Consider the following 13,936-nt stretch of genomic DNA (forward strand, 5'->3'; position numbering starts at 1 on the left):
GCTCTCTCCCCCTCACACGCGTGCATAGGCTTTTTCGGCGATCAAACCGGTTGGCCGCCAAGCCATCAGCGCAATGACAACAGCGAAGGCAAAGACATCTTTGTAGGAACTGGAAAACGGTAGAGCTGCGGCGGCCAAAGTTTGCAAGCCTGCGAATAGAAAGCCGCCCAGTATCGCCCCATACAAGTTTCCAAGGCCGCCAATAATAGCCGCGCTAAAACCAACGGCGCCAAGGAGCAGCCCCATGGAAAAATTAATCTCGTTGTAATAAAACCCGTTCATGACACCGGCAAACGCAGCAATGGCGGATCCCAAGGCAAAGGTGAACAAAACGATAAAGCCAAAATTTATGCCCATGGTGCGGGCCGTTTCTTCGTCTTGCGCAACCGCTCGAATGGCGAGCCCCAGCCTCGTTCGATTAATCAGTGTGTAAGTTCCGACAATAACTGCCGCGCCGGCGACAAACAGCATTACGCTGTCAAGGCGGAGAGAGAAATTACCCCATGTAAAGCTATCCGTAGGTAGAATAGCTGGAAAAGCCTTGGAGTTCGAACCATTGGGATAAAACAACCGCACTGATTCACGTAACAGGGTTCCCAACATCAAGGTTATTAGCAAAATGTTGAGTGGCGGCGCCCCTTTAAGAGGCAGAATAAGGATTTTCGCGATGACAATACCCAATAACGCCATCAGGGCCGTTGAAAACAGTATAATCGCAATAACCAATATGTAAGGGTTTTCTATGCCCAAGGCGTCCAACCCAAAAAAAGCGGTCAGCCCTGCGAAAACGCCGACCATCAAAACGTCACCATGAGAAAACTTAATAACATCAAGAACGCCGAAAAAGAGCGTAAATCCAACGGCGACCAGCGAATATATCATCCCCTGCATGAGACCATTTACCAGATGCTGGCCAATAAATCCGATATCCACGAGCATTCCTCCCAGAATGAATTGATGGCCGACGATTCCCTAGTGTCGTCGGCCATGCGATTATGATTATGGAGCTTACTTACCCTTCAGTGTACGTTTGCCTGATGCGTATTCGCTCTCGTCCCAGGTAACCCAGGCGCCATCCTGAACGACAAGCGGCGTGACCAGTGAGTTGACGTTCTGGCCGTGGTCGTCAAACTCAACCATGCCAATAGAATATTCTTTTGCTGGCATCGTATTCAGAGCTTTGGTGATAGCCTGCCGATCCGGACCCGCTTCTTCCACCGCGTCCAACAAAACGTTCATGGCGGCATAGGCATACACACCATAGGCTTCAGCCGGATCCTTATAGTCGGCATCTGCATATTTCTTGATAAACTCAGGCCCACCTGGCATTACTTCGACCGGCGCGCCCTGACGCATGGCGAGGCTGCCCTCGCTAGCGGTGGTGCCATCAATAAAGGTGTCAGAAATAATCCCAGAAACGCCTGCAAATTGCGCTTCAATGCCGAGCTTTTCCATCTGATTGCGGACACGAATACCCAAATCCGACAATCCGGCAAAATAGATAACTTCTGGATTGAGTGATTTTGCCTTAGTCAGCTCGGCCGTGAAATCCTGCTGGTCTGCAGCAACACCATAGGCTTCAAGCAATTCTCCGTCGGTGGCCAGCAAGTCGTTAGCGAAAGCTTCAAGATGGCCCTTGCCATAGTCAGTCGTATCATAAATGACGACGTATTTTTTGTATCCAAGTCCTGTCAAAAAGTCGACAGCTACCTTATTCTGGCTGGTCAGGGTGCCGATAGTACGATGAATTTCCTTATAGTCATTGCCATAGGTCACTGACGGAGAGATGGCTCCCCAGACCACGACAGGTAAATGAAACTGGTGGTAGATCCTGACTGCACCGGTCGCAACAGCAGAGCAAAAATGTGTCACAGCTCCCGAAACATGCTTGTCCGTCGCCATCTTGGTTGCGACCTGAATACCGATATTCGGCTTACATTCGTCATCCAGCGCCACCAACTCATACTCATATTTTGAGTTAGGGTCCTGATTACGTAAGTTGATAGCGAGATCCGCGGAATTACGTCCGGCAATCCCATGGGCACTAACCTTACCTGTAATGGGCCCGATGTAGCCCACCGTTACCTTATCTTTAGCGTTTGCCATACCATTCGTCGCCGTGACGGCCAACGCCCCTAGTGCAAGAATAGAGGCGATCCTAAAAATCTGTTTCATTTTAATGCTCCCAATAAGCTCCCAATCGACAGATGACCATTGGGGTCGCCTGTCTTTTCTATGTCTTGCAACTAAAGTTAATTGCCAAGATGGAAACTATTTTCATGAAAATGATTAATAGTCAATATACTTGATTAAAAATATATGAAATGTCTTTCTAGTATAGTATAATTACTCGTTGTTCCTGCGGCGTTGTCCGTAGAGATTTTCTTTTTAGTTATGGGGAGGTAGGTATAATCAAATTCCGGCGCAGTTTGGCGGATCCGAAATGATTAAAGGAAAGATGCGTCAAAGATGGCTTCGTGCTTTTTTGCCCGCCAAAATGGGCTTACATAGCCGTAATCATCATTTAGAGCTTGATGTCGTGAATCAGGGGACGTGAAATCGTCTAAATCTAAAAAAGTTGATTAGATTAAAAAGTCGGAGGGGTTGTTACCCATAGGATTTTGGCAACAGCAGCTTTCGTATTTCGATAACCATGAGGCCTGTCAGATGCGAAGTAAAAACTATCCCCTTGTTTTAAAAAATAGGTCTTACCGTCCACTTCAAGTTCTAGTTCACCGTCAAGAATATATCCCATTTCCTCACCATCGTGAGATATGGTCCCCATACTGCCACCGCCGGGTTTGACGAAATGAATGGATGCAGCCAAAAGGTCGGCCTGATCCTGCGGGATAAGCCATTCTAACTCTGTCCCGTCGCTATCACGACCTGGTGCCATATTGATGACAGGGCGCTCATCGTGCCGCATTACAATACGGTCTTCATCATCAACGCGATAGGTGAGATCTCCGATGGTGATTCCGAGCTCGCTGACAATCCGGTGCAGCATTTGTAAAGACGGGCTGATCTTATCGTTCTCAACTTTGGAAAGCATTGATTCCGAGCACCCAACAGCTTCCGCAAGGCCCTTGAGGCGCAGCTTTTTAACTTTTCGTGCGTGCTTAAGCTTTGCGCCAATCCGCAACTGATTTTGACTGTTCATTATATAAAAAACGACCGCCCTTAAGTTTCAGCTTTACATATAGTCAACTAACATGACTGTCGATATAATTCAAATGCTATCTGCGGCTTCCCAACGCCGCTCAGTTTTTATTTCATCACTTACTCCTTGATAGCAATGATGAGCAAATATCCCTTAAGAAAATGTCTTAACCTGTATCTGTTTCATAGGTGCGGATATTAAATAGCTTTGCCAACAGATCCTAAGTTAATAAGTAACGACCTCCCTCATTTCTCCGGGGGTGGCCGTTACTCTATTTCTTCCTCTTTTGCTTCATCATAGACTACAGATTGTTCCTTTTTATTGGAATCACCGGTAGACTGAGATGGTGTATTTACTGCCTTAGGCTCTGGTGAATTCTTAAGCTTAGGTTATTGGCCGGTTTCAGTCGCCGTCCAAACCTCCGCCGCATCCTGTAAAGATTCAAGCATACTCCGAAAATAAGACGCAACTACCGATCCGGGCTTTTCGTCATCAATTTTTTTCTGTATTGCTTCGATAATAGCAGCTTCCTTTTCCATATTTTCTTTGAGCACTTTCTTGACAAGCTCCATGTCTTTCCCCTGACTGTAAGGTGACTTCGGATCAACATCCGGCCCGTACCGCATTGCGAAAAGTGCGGCGGTCGGCGCTAAATAGGGCATTCGATAAATGCGGTCTCCATGTCCAGGAGTGCTTCGTAGGAAGGCGTGAATGGCAATATCCTTTGAGCTTGTGGAATCCTTTGTCAGTTCAATGAATTTTGCAAACCATTGATCCATAAGGACAGTGTTTACGAATAGGTTTTCGAATTCGGCCACTTTTTCGGCACTGTAGATTCTGGTGCTCATGCCGTCGGAGTTCTGCATTTCAGTCATCAGCGGTTGCTGGAATACCATCCTTCGACTTTCTTCCGTCGCCAGATACTTTGTATCTCCACCGAAAATAGAAAATATCGTTTCAGTTTTGACTCCCCCCAACCGATTTATTTCGAATGGAAGCGAGTCGCAGGCAAAACCGCCACCGACTTGGGTGGGAACACGCTTAGCAATAACTCTTATTTTTGTCCGTCGTCAGAACATTTGCCAACAATGCGGAAACCATGCTTCTATTCATTCCGGTTTCTTCTGGTTATATTGTATTTCTATAACCATTTGCCTTTACGCCATGATTGTCGCACGGGCTTGAGTGAATATATCTTTCAGGGCTTTGTGCTGATCTCCCAGCCCTTCAAGACAATAAGCATTCAGGAACTGACGTCCGGCGAATAACGATTTGTCGGTTGGACTCAGTTCGGCCTCAATACAGGTGTCGGCCCATTGATCGGCGATGATTATTATTTGTTGCTCAATGATTGAAGCCCCTTCCTTTTCGCTCAGATGGTAATCAGGAGCAGCGGCAACGCAGGTCGCCAGTGTGCTGAATCTGGCCTCGTCTTTGATCAGCATGGCTTGTGTTGCTTCGTTGCCCGTTCGGCCTTGCGGGCAAATGTCATAGGCTGGCGTAAGGCTCAGCATTTTTCCATCCCAGAATCCGGCGTGATTGCGTGCATGATCATCTGTGTTGCCACACAAGATATTAAAGCAAATCCTGCCATATAGCTCTTTGAGCGTGCCCTTAGGGTCGGAAAAGCGATGGCGAATGATTTCCGCAAGATCTTCGTATGAGGCGTAACGTGCCATCATCTCATCAAGTTCGAGCATGGTCAGTGCCGAGACCATTGCGCGGCGGGTCCATCCGTTGTCGGTTTTAGTTCGGTCGAAGCGCTCTATGAGCAGTACGTCTTTATTGGCCGCCTGTGTCAAGGAAACAGGGGCTGTATTCAGACCGCAGTGTGCCGCCAGTCGCATTGCAATGAATTCGGCCTTCACAACACTGTAAAGATCGCTGCTTGAAGAGAACTTGGCGATAAATTTCTTGTCTCCATCATTGATCAAAGCTTTGGGCCGGGCACCACCAATGGACGTGCCGTGGTTTAAGGCAGAATCCAGTGCAGGCGTGAGTGGCAAGCCTTTTTCAACGCGCTCTGCTGCCGTCAGTAAATCGTCCAAAGATGCTTCGGCGGCCAGACGTGGTTTATAATTGGTTGCCGACACCTGAAAATCCAATGCGCCGATCCGGTCAGAACCGGATTGCAGCAAAAAGGCGAGTTCGCTGATATTCGGCGGATCGTCTGTAGGGGACCTTTTACCTGTTAACCTGTTGATTATAACACGCCGTCCCCATGCGTCCGGCGATCCATCACGAATACAGTTTGCCATCGGCAACCCATTGAGCGGCTCAATGGTCCCGGCACGGAGTGGTAGTTCCGGCTCGTAAATCGGGATTGCATTCTGACGGTTGCGATAACTAGCACCATAGGTAAAGAACAACCGGCCACCATCTTTTGTAAGGCGACCCGCAACAACGGGTTCCGTTTCATCGGGCAACCAAATCCAGACATAGGCCTCAAGCGGCCCATTGAGATTAAAACTCATCATCTACCTCCCGTCTCGCAGGCCGGACGCTTTGCGGTAGTAGTGTCAGTTTCTCATCGAGCCTGGCGTTGTGCATTTGAAGGGTCCGGTCATCGACTTGAAACAACCTCACACCGACGAGTGTGGCGACCTCAAAGACCACACCAACTTCCGGACCAGGAGCTCCTTTTTCAATATTATAGAGCGTTGTGCGACTTATCCCGGCGCGATCGGCCAACTCCTGTGCTGTCATGCCACGCTCAGTGCGCCCAACACGGATTAGCTTGCCAAGTATCGACAAGGCTTGGCGTGTTACTCGTGAATAGCTTCTTTTGCGCGCCATGATACAATTTCCACATTTGTTTGTTTAAATGAACATATAGCCTATTACGTTCATCATAATGAACATATTAATCGCGCATAAGCATATTTGTCAAATAAATGTACAATATATTGAACGTTAAGCATTTCGTGACTATTTGAGTGAACATTTTGCCGTCGAATACCTTGCGTCTGGTATAGGTTCCTGGGTGAGAAGGGCGGCAGCGTCTTCGTCATCGCTCCACCCCGCAAATATTCATATTGGAGGTATTTGCAGGGTTGAAGAGGGCTGTAAGCACCTGATTCCATTACATAAGAGTTTCGAACAAATCGTTCGAATTTACTTCGCTAAGGTGCGCCATTTTTCAAAGTCGTCTATTGGCGGGTAAGGGTCATTTCCACCCTAGTGATTGCGCAGAGCATCAATCAAATCATCTTTGCTCATGTTCGAGCGGCCTTCAATTCCAACCTCTTTGGCTTTCTTATAAAGCTCGTCTTTCGTCCGATCTTCATATTTGGAGGCTTTCCCCCCTTTTTGGGAAGGATTCTGGTTAGGGTTGGCTTGTGCGTTGGCAATGCGAGCCGCTTTTTCCTTGCTGTAGCCTTGTTCTCTTAAATCCTCGTAGGCGCGGTCTTTTTTGATTTGGGGGCCATGATCTTTCGTCATCGATTTCTCTCCTTAAGTGGATTTATTTCTTCCAACGAGAAAAAGCGAACTTAGTTCCGTGACTTTTGGACAATGAACATCAGAAAATTAAAATCCCAATGATTTTTTTCCTCCATCGTTAGGAACACTGCCTAATGAATGGAAAGGAAATAAGACATGGCGCTAAACAACACAATTATATCTGCGTCATTCCTCAACAGCGACACAGTGAAAAATGCGCAAGGTGAGAATCTTGGAGATATCAAGGACATCATGATTAATACCGAAAATGGTCAGGTACAATATTATGTCCTCTCTTTCCGTTCAGATAGCACCTTCTCGATCATCGCCGAGTTTCTTTCGCCCCAGCCACATAGCGGGACCATAGCTTCGATCAGGCTCTCGCCGAATGGTGTCAGCGCATAGTCGACACGTGGTGGAATCTCCTTGTAATCCGTGCGCAAGATGACGCCATGGGATTCGAGTTCCTTGAGTTGCTGGATCAGCATCTTGTGGCTGACGCCGCGCACGTCGCGCTTCAATTCCCCGTATCGCTTTGTTCCCTGGCCGAGGAAGAAGAGAATCAACGGCTTCCACTTGCCGCCGACGATGCGTAGCGTCGCGTCGAGACCGCAGATAAAGGGAGGCGGATCGGTAGATTTTATGCTCATTCCTTATACTTACCAAAAGGTGCATACTTGTCAAAAAGAAACTATTCCATATCTCCAAATCAGTTCCAATGAAGGAGATAAAATCATGGGTAGACTCGAAGGAAAAACGGCTGTCATCACCGGTGGCGCAAGTGGGATTGGTCTGGCGACAGCCAAGCGGTTTTTGGCCGAAGGCGCGTTCGTCTATATTTTCGGAAGGCGGCAGGACGCACTCGACGCCGCGTTGGTCGAGCTTGGCACAAATGTGCGCGCGATCCGTGGCGATATTACAAATATGGAGCATCTCGATCACCTGTTCGAAGCGGTGAAAACCGAGAAGGGCAGCGTCGATGTCTTGTTCGCCAATGCCGGGGTTGGTGAGTTTTCCCCGCTCGGGGAAATCACGCCGGAACATTACGTTCAAACCTTCGATATAAATGTCAGAGGTACTCTATTCACGGTTCAAAAGGCGCTTCCGCTGCTTGCGCCGGGCGCATCGATCATCCTGACGGGGTCGACTGTAGGCGTGACGGGTACGCCCGCAATGAGCGTTTACAGCGCATCAAAAGCGGCAGTTCGCAATTTTGCCCGAAGCTGGGCTCTTGATCTCAAGGGTACGGGCGTCAGGGTCAACGTTCTCTCCCCCGGAGCTACGGAAACAGACAAGCTCAAGGATATTTTTGCGACAACGGGTATGGAGGACGAAATTGTCGCCGGCTTCATTGAGAAAACACCCTTAGGCCGGATCGGTGATCCTTCCGAAACGGCGGCCGTTGCGGCGTTCCTCGCCTCCAGCGATAGCAGCTTCATGACCGGTAGCGAGGTGTTCGTCGACGGCGGGTACGCCCAGATCTGATGTTTCGAAAGCAGAGTTCAAAGGCGAACAATCTTTTATTCTCTGCCGCCAATACTTATTTTCTTGGCGGCAGAGAAGACCTTGGGGATGAGTGGGGCGTAACCCTATCCCTTCCGAAGTTTCTGCAGCGTGTTCTCCAGCACATTCAGGAACTGGCTGCGGTCTTTTTTGCTGAACGGGGCGTTGCCGCCGGAGATATCGCCGGTCTCCCGCAAATGCGCGTTGAGGTCACGCATGGCAAGCGATAGGCCGATGGACTGTTCGGTAAAGGCTTTGCCTGAGGGACCGAGGACTATCGCGAGTTTCTTGAGTGCCCTGTCGGCAAGCGGTATATCTGATGTAATTACCACATCGCCTGATGTTGCATTCTCCGCGATCCAGTTATCCGCCGCATCGAAGCCGTCATCGACGACCACCTGCTCAATAAGCAAGCTTTGCGGAATGCGCATCCAGCTATTGCTGACCACATAAGTCATCAGCCGGTGCCGCCCGGCGACGCGATAAATCTCGTCCTTTACCGGGCAGGCATCGGCATCAATGAAAATTCTGGTCAAGCGGCGACCTGCCTAACTAGCCTGCTGAATGATGTCCCAGACCCGCTGCGGCGTTGCGGGCATGTCAACATGACGGACACCGAGATCCTCAAGGCTGTCGATAATCGCATTGATAACGGCGGGCGGGGCACCAATACATCCAGCCTCCCCGCAGCCTTTAACGCCCATAGGATTCATGGTGCAGGGTACCTCGATCGTCTCATAGAGAAGATCGACCGGGATATTATCCGCGCGCGGCATGCCGTAATCCATAAAGGACCCGGTGAGAAGCTGCCCATCGTCGCTATAGACCGTATGTTCAGTGAGTGCCTGGCCAATTCCCTGCCCGACACCGCCGATCACTTGATTACGGACGAGAGCCGGATTAACGATCGTGCCGAAGTCATCGACGATGACATAGCGGACAACATCGGTTGCGCCGGTGAGTTCATCAACCTCGACCTCTGCAATATGACAACCGTTGGGGTAGGTGAAGGCTTCAACCGTGAAGCTTGCTTCTGAATCGAGGCCCTCTGCCAGATTTTCAGGAAGCTGTCCCAAACCGCGGGCTCGATGCGCCAGTTCAAGAATGCCGATCTTGCGATCCGTTCCGGCGATTGCGAATTCTCCCTCCTCGGCGGAAAACTCGATATCAACAGCGGCGGCTTCAAGGAAATGGCCTGCCAGCTCCTTGCCCTTGTTGATCACCTCGTCACTGGCCGCGTGGATGGCCGGCCCCTGCGTTGTGAGGGAGCGGGAGCCGCCTGTACCGCCACCGGATTTTATCTTTTCCGTATCGCCCTGAACAATCTCGATATTCTCAAAAGGGACTCCCAGACGTTCCGCGATGATCTGCGCATAGGCAGTCGAATGGCCCTGTCCAGAGGATTGGGTGCCGACCGCAACGGTTACCCGGTCATCTTCTTCGAAGCGGATGGTTGCGGTCTCTGTCGGGTTTCCGGCTGTTGCCTCAATGTAGTAACACATGCCGATGCCCCGGCGTTTCCCTTTTCCGGCCGAGGTGGCCCGGCGGGCGGAAAACCCAGCCCAGTCCGATGTTTCCAGTGCCCGATCCATGATCCGTTCGAATTCGCCGCTGTCATAAACGCAGCCGGTAGAGGTTGTGTAGGGAATGGCGGAAACGGGAATGAAGTTTTTACGGCGGATTTCCTCCTGTCCGAGACCAAGTTCCCGTGCGGCCGTATCCATCAACCGTTCGATCACATAGATGGCTTCCGGTCGGCCCGCGCCGCGATAGGCATCCACCGGTACTGTATTGGTGAAGACGCCGATGCTGCGGTAGTAGAAATTTGGAATGTCATAAACCCCGGGCAAGACCTTCACCGCCGCCATGGTCGGGATCAGCGGTCCAAATGTGGACAAATAGGCACCGAGGTTGGCGTTGGTTTCCACCATCATGCCGGTGATCTTGTAATCGGCGTCGAAGGCAAGCTTGGCGCGTGTGACATGATCGCGCCCTTGGGTATCCGACAGAAACGCGTCGCTTCTCTCCCCAATCCATTTGATAGGTCGGCCCAGCTTGCGGGACGCCCAGACCGTCACCGCGCATTCGGAATAGAAGAAAAGCTTCATGCCGAAGGCACCGCCCACATCTGGCGTAATCACCCGGATATCTTCTTCAGGCACATGCAAAATAGCATTGGCGAGAAGGGAGCGAAGCACCCAGCCGCCCTGCGTTCCCATGCGTATCGTCATTTTCGCGGCATCGCCGTTCCAGTCTGCGATCAGGCCACGCGGTTCCATGGAATTCACAACAACGCGGTTATTGACCAATTCAATCTCGGTGACATGGCTCGCCTTGGAAAAGACGTCCTGAATATTCTTTTCATCCCCTTGTTCCCAGTCAAAGGCAACATTATTGGGGACATTGGCATGGACCAGCGGCTTGCCAGTCGCATTTGCCGTTTTTGTATCGACGATAACGTCTTCTTCCTCAAAATCGACATAGATCAATTCCGTGGCGTCTTTGGCCTGGGCTAGGGTTTCGGCGATGACATAGGCGATATTATCGCCAACATAGCGAACCTTTTCCGTGGCGAGAACCGGATGGCCGGGGTCTGCGCGATCACTGCCATCCCGGTTTTTAAGCGGGATCATGCAGGGCAGCTGGTTCGCCTTATCCGCGGCCAGCTCTTTCCCGAGGATGATATCGATGACGCCCGGGGCCTGCTTTGCCTCGTCAATGTCGATGGAGAGGATTTTCCCATGGGCAACCGGGGATCGCAGCATATATCCGTATAGCTGGCCGTCCAGCGTGATATCATCGGTATATTCGCCTGTTCCGGTGATAAGACGAAAATCCTCTTTACGCTCCACTGACTGATTTACACCGAATTTCACCATTTTGTTGTCCACCTTCGTTTATGTGGTGCGCCCACCGTGGGTTTCTCTTTCTATACTATCAGACGGGGGAGGGCTGACATCAACCCCCGATTTGAAAATTTAGACCGTCAGAGCATCATTTTGGTTGTTCCCATAAAACGCCGCCCTCGACAAAATTTTCGATATCGCTGTCATCGAACCCATGTTCCTTCAGAATGTCGCGCCCTTGCGCACCGAAAGCAGGCGGGATTGATTTTGCGGACCCCGGTGTCCGGCTCAGCTTGACGGCGACGCCTGTGCCTTTATAGCCATCCATTTCAACGATCATGTTCCGATGGCGGGTATGTGGATGATTGATCGCCTCGGGAACCGTCATTGCGGCGCCCGCAGGAACGCCCGCCGCCAGTAGCTGGGTTGCTACCTCCACACCGTCTTTATCCGCAAAGAGCCTATTCAGAGCTTCGTTGAGAGCATCGCGGTTTGCCACGCGAAGAGAATTTTCCGCAAATCTTGGATCGTCCGCGAGTTCAGGTTCCCCCAGTGACGCGCAGAGCTTCGTGAACTGTCCATGATTTCCGACACCCAGGAAGACAGGAGTTGTTCGCGTCGGATAAAGATCATATGGCGCGATATTCGGATGGGAATTGCCCGTCAGTTTTGGGGCGTTCCCTGACATATTATAGTTCGGGGCATGTGGATGCTGTAGCTGTATGCCCGTATCGTAAAGCGATGCTTCCACTGATTGCCCCTTGCCGGAGACATGCCGCTCATTCACCGCCATCAGAATTCCGATAACCGCATTCATCCCGGTTCCCAGATCAACGAGCGGAATGCCAATGCGGACCTGACCAGAATCTGGAGATCCATTAATGCTGATCAAGCCAGTCCAGGCCTGAATAACCGCGTCATATCCCGGAAATCCGCCGAACGGCCCGTCGGCACCAAAGCCGGTAACGCGGCAATGGATTAATCGAGGGAATTTTTTGCAAAGGACATCCTCATAACCCAGGCCCCATTTTTCAAGGCTGCCTGTCTTGAAATTTTCGACCATGACGTCCGCGTCTTCAAGCAGTTTGAGAAGAATTTTCTTTCCCTCTTCATGGCGGATATCGAGAGCAATCGACCTCTTGTTCCGGTTGGTGCCAGAGAAATAGGCGGCAATCCCGGCATCATTGTAGGGCGGGCCCCAGCCTCTCGTCTCATCGCCTTGCGGGGGCTCGATCTTGATAACTTCAGCTCCGTGATCCCCCAGAATCTGGGTGCAGAACGGTCCCCCGAGAACGCGGGAAAGATCAATCACTTTCAAGCCCGAGAGGGCACCTTTACTAGACATGTCGGTCCTACTTCTTATTTCGTTTTTATGAGGGGTTATTTAGCGTGCGCAGCGGAGGAAGTCATCGGAAATATCGCCTCCGCAAAGTTCGGATAGACTTCGGCGACTTTCTCTCGCACCTCCTGATTGAGCAGTTCCAGCAGGGCCGGGTCCGGAGGGGCGGTGAGGGGGGCCTCTTTCGAATAATCAAAAGAAAAGCCGGTATTATCAAGAATATCCTCAAGCGAGCTGGTCGGGTGAATGGATTCTAGGCGGAACCGCTTTTTATCCTTGTCAAAACGAAAGAACGCCTTGCTGGTCAACAAACCGAAGGGGCCGCCTTTGCGGTATGTGCTGTTATCGGAAAGGCCGGGTGCGCTGATAAAATCGACTTTCTCCACCAGCGTGCGGCGAGAATGTTCCTCCCGGAAGAGGATTACTTTCGGTATTAGAAAATAAAGATAAGCAGACCCAAAGGTACCGGGCCATCTCGGGTTTGAAGATGGGTAATCGCCACGTCCCATGAGATTGATATTCGCCTGTCCGTCAATCTGGCCGCCGCCCAGGAAGAAGGCGTCAATCCGCCCTTGCGCGGCGCAGTCAAACAGCTCCCCGCCGCCGCCGGTGAAGAAATTATTGGCGACGGACCCCAGGATATTGACGAACCTAGGCGTGCCCCAAGCCGCTTTCGCGAGCAAGGCCGCTGCGCCGGGGATTGGAGAGGCCGCCCCCACTGCGACATGATTGCAGTCGCGCAAGAGGTTTGCGATAAGGCAGATGAGTGCCTTCTTGTCATCCGCGATATCCGTCATGCCGGAACACTTTCTTGCATGACAAATTGATCGAGATAGTTCTGAAAACCGGTGTCACTCTTGGCCATTTCCATATAGCGGCGCATATGGGCATCATCGACTTCGGCGCCGTTCCAGAACGGCAGCGGCCAACTCCCGTTCGGCGCAACGCAGATTTTGCCAACATAGAGAGCAGGCAGAACTCCGGCGGCCTTTTCCTCCGTCTCGAACAGGCTTGTTTCCGATATGGCGTCAACAGTGACGAACGCGGTCTTGGCCGCATGAGACATATTCACCAATTCCCGTTTTCGCCCAATCCAGACATTGCCCTCCCGATCCGCAAGGGGCGCATGAAAAAGTGCGATATCGGGTTGTATCGCCGGAATGGCGACAATCGGATCCTTGTTATTTGCGAATGGATTTTGAATTACTTTCCAGCCTGGATGATTTTTGAGGACATCGCTTCCCAGGATGCCACGGAGCGGCATAAAGGGGATGCCCTTTTGAGAGGCCTGCAATCCGGCATGGATGGCGGGGCAGGTGGCATCAACAAGTTGGATGGTCCCTTCGCGCACTGCTTTGGTAAAGCGGGGTGCGGGACCATACTCCCCAAGGGTAAGGGCGGAACTTTCGAACGTCTTGACGCAGCCCGCGCCGATCAGCAATTCCGCCTGCAATCCGCTGGTCGGCACCCCGACGAGATGGAGGTTTTTCACGCGACGGCGGATCAGGGCGCGGGTTGCCGCCATGGAAACACCGGCATAATCCGCCGGGATCGCAACCTTCGCGCCATCCGGAATGGCCATCGCAAATTCATCGATGGAACCGTCTTCAAAGCCTATGGGCATTTTATGCTCCTTCTGCTCCGTCC

General features: G+C 51.2%; 14 protein-coding genes and 1 pseudogene. 2 read left to right on the forward strand and 13 right to left on the reverse strand.

Translation table 11 applies throughout. The annotated features are described in order from the left end of the window. Positions 1–12 precede the first annotated feature (12 nt). The 7 genes from P1U71_RS00155 to P1U71_RS00185 form a co-directional block, all read right to left on the reverse strand. The gene (locus P1U71_RS00155) at positions 13–927 is read right to left on the reverse strand and encodes a branched-chain amino acid ABC transporter permease (RefSeq protein WP_367281089.1); all 915 of its coding nucleotides are present in this window, start codon (positions 925–927) and stop codon (positions 13–15) included. Between the two features lie 81 nt (positions 928–1,008). Continuing rightward, complete coding sequence (locus tag P1U71_RS00160; RefSeq protein ID WP_301103513.1) at positions 1,009–2,175, reverse strand: branched-chain amino acid ABC transporter substrate-binding protein; 1,167 nt, start codon at positions 2,173–2,175, stop codon at positions 1,009–1,011. A gap of 412 nt (positions 2,176–2,587) precedes the next feature. Continuing rightward, on the reverse strand, positions 2,588–3,160 hold the full coding sequence (locus tag P1U71_RS00165) for a cupin domain-containing protein (RefSeq protein ID WP_301103514.1): 573 nt from the start codon (positions 3,158–3,160) through the stop codon (positions 2,588–2,590). 389 nt (positions 3,161–3,549) lie between these two features. After that, complete coding sequence (locus tag P1U71_RS00170) at positions 3,550–4,035, reverse strand: hypothetical protein (RefSeq protein WP_301103515.1); 486 nt, start codon at positions 4,033–4,035, stop codon at positions 3,550–3,552. 282 nt (positions 4,036–4,317) lie between these two features. Beyond that, positions 4,318–5,637, reverse strand: coding sequence for a type II toxin-antitoxin system HipA family toxin (locus P1U71_RS00175; protein WP_367281084.1), 1,320 nt, complete (start codon positions 5,635–5,637; stop codon positions 4,318–4,320). Then, on the reverse strand, positions 5,624–5,956 hold the full coding sequence (locus tag P1U71_RS00180) for a helix-turn-helix domain-containing protein (RefSeq protein WP_301103517.1): 333 nt from the start codon (positions 5,954–5,956) through the stop codon (positions 5,624–5,626). Before P1U71_RS00180 ends, P1U71_RS00175 begins: the two co-directional genes overlap by 14 nt. A 381-nt stretch (positions 5,957–6,337) precedes the next feature. Further along, positions 6,338–6,601, reverse strand: coding sequence for a Rho termination factor N-terminal domain-containing protein (locus tag P1U71_RS00185; protein WP_301103518.1), 264 nt, complete (start codon positions 6,599–6,601; stop codon positions 6,338–6,340). A 156-nt stretch (positions 6,602–6,757) separates the two neighbouring features. On the opposite strand from P1U71_RS00185, the pseudogene P1U71_RS17935 reads away from it, so the two are divergent. Next, positions 6,758–6,847 (forward strand): annotated as a pseudogene (locus P1U71_RS17935) (hypothetical protein); the annotation flags it as partial. A gap of 38 nt (positions 6,848–6,885) precedes the next feature. On the opposite strand, the gene P1U71_RS00190 reads toward P1U71_RS17935, so the two are convergent. After that, a complete protein-coding gene (locus P1U71_RS00190; protein WP_301103519.1) occupies positions 6,886–7,251 on the reverse strand; it encodes a helix-turn-helix domain-containing protein in 366 nt (121 codons plus the stop codon). A gap of 85 nt (positions 7,252–7,336) precedes the next feature. Between P1U71_RS00190 and P1U71_RS00195 the strand changes: the two genes are divergently transcribed. Continuing rightward, positions 7,337–8,086, forward strand: a complete 750-nt coding sequence (locus P1U71_RS00195; protein WP_301103520.1) for an SDR family oxidoreductase — start codon at positions 7,337–7,339, stop codon at positions 8,084–8,086. 104 nt (positions 8,087–8,190) lie between these two features. Here P1U71_RS00195 and P1U71_RS00200 read toward each other — a convergent pair whose 3' ends face one another. The 5 genes from P1U71_RS00200 to P1U71_RS00220 all read right to left on the reverse strand — a co-directional run bounded on the left by P1U71_RS00200 (position 8,191) and on the right by P1U71_RS00220 (position 13,913). After that, positions 8,191–8,640, reverse strand: a complete 450-nt coding sequence (locus tag P1U71_RS00200; RefSeq protein ID WP_301103521.1) for a YaiI/YqxD family protein — start codon at positions 8,638–8,640, stop codon at positions 8,191–8,193. 12 nt (positions 8,641–8,652) lie between these two features. Next, positions 8,653–10,983, reverse strand: coding sequence for a xanthine dehydrogenase family protein molybdopterin-binding subunit (locus tag P1U71_RS00205; RefSeq protein ID WP_301103522.1), 2,331 nt, complete (start codon positions 10,981–10,983; stop codon positions 8,653–8,655). Positions 10,984–11,098: 115 nt separating this feature from the next. Next, entirely contained in the window at positions 11,099–12,295 is a 1,197-nt protein-coding gene (locus P1U71_RS00210; RefSeq protein WP_301103523.1) for a CaiB/BaiF CoA-transferase family protein, read from the reverse strand. A gap of 35 nt (positions 12,296–12,330) precedes the next feature. Continuing rightward, on the reverse strand, positions 12,331–13,086 hold the full coding sequence (locus tag P1U71_RS00215) for a CoA-transferase (RefSeq protein WP_301103524.1): 756 nt from the start codon (positions 13,084–13,086) through the stop codon (positions 12,331–12,333). Then, complete coding sequence (locus P1U71_RS00220) at positions 13,083–13,913, reverse strand: CoA transferase subunit A (protein WP_301103525.1); 831 nt, start codon at positions 13,911–13,913, stop codon at positions 13,083–13,085. Before P1U71_RS00220 ends, P1U71_RS00215 begins: the two co-directional genes overlap by 4 nt. Positions 13,914–13,936: the final 23 nt, after the last annotated feature.

Origin of the sequence: Sneathiella sp. (assembly GCF_029233945.1) — a bacterium.
In the GTDB taxonomy this organism is placed as follows: domain Bacteria; phylum Pseudomonadota; class Alphaproteobacteria; order Sneathiellales; family Sneathiellaceae; genus Sneathiella.

Coding starts and splice junctions, on each gene's coding strand:
- P1U71_RS00160 (WP_301103513.1), bottom strand. CDS start 2,175: ATGAAACAGATTTTTAGGATCGCCTCTATTCTTGCACTAGGGGCGTTG.
- P1U71_RS00165 (WP_301103514.1), bottom strand. CDS start 3,160: ATGAACAGTCAAAATCAGTTGCGGATTGGCGCAAAGCTTAAGCACGCA.
- P1U71_RS00170 (WP_301103515.1), bottom strand. CDS start 4,035: ATGACTGAAATGCAGAACTCCGACGGCATGAGCACCAGAATCTACAGT.
- P1U71_RS00175 (WP_367281084.1), bottom strand. CDS start 5,637: ATGATGAGTTTTAATCTCAATGGGCCGCTTGAGGCCTATGTCTGGATT.
- P1U71_RS00180 (WP_301103517.1), bottom strand. CDS start 5,956: ATGGCGCGCAAAAGAAGCTATTCACGAGTAACACGCCAAGCCTTGTCG.
- P1U71_RS00185 (WP_301103518.1), bottom strand. CDS start 6,601: ATGACGAAAGATCATGGCCCCCAAATCAAAAAAGACCGCGCCTACGAG.
- P1U71_RS00190 (WP_301103519.1), bottom strand. CDS start 7,251: ATGAGCATAAAATCTACCGATCCGCCTCCCTTTATCTGCGGTCTCGAC.
- P1U71_RS00195 (WP_301103520.1), top strand. CDS start 7,337: ATGGGTAGACTCGAAGGAAAAACGGCTGTCATCACCGGTGGCGCAAGT.
- P1U71_RS00205 (WP_301103522.1), bottom strand. CDS start 10,983: ATGGTGAAATTCGGTGTAAATCAGTCAGTGGAGCGTAAAGAGGATTTT.
- P1U71_RS00210 (WP_301103523.1), bottom strand. CDS start 12,295: ATGTCTAGTAAAGGTGCCCTCTCGGGCTTGAAAGTGATTGATCTTTCC.
- P1U71_RS00215 (WP_301103524.1), bottom strand. CDS start 13,086: ATGACGGATATCGCGGATGACAAGAAGGCACTCATCTGCCTTATCGCA.
- P1U71_RS00220 (WP_301103525.1), bottom strand. CDS start 13,913: ATGCCCATAGGCTTTGAAGACGGTTCCATCGATGAATTTGCGATGGCC.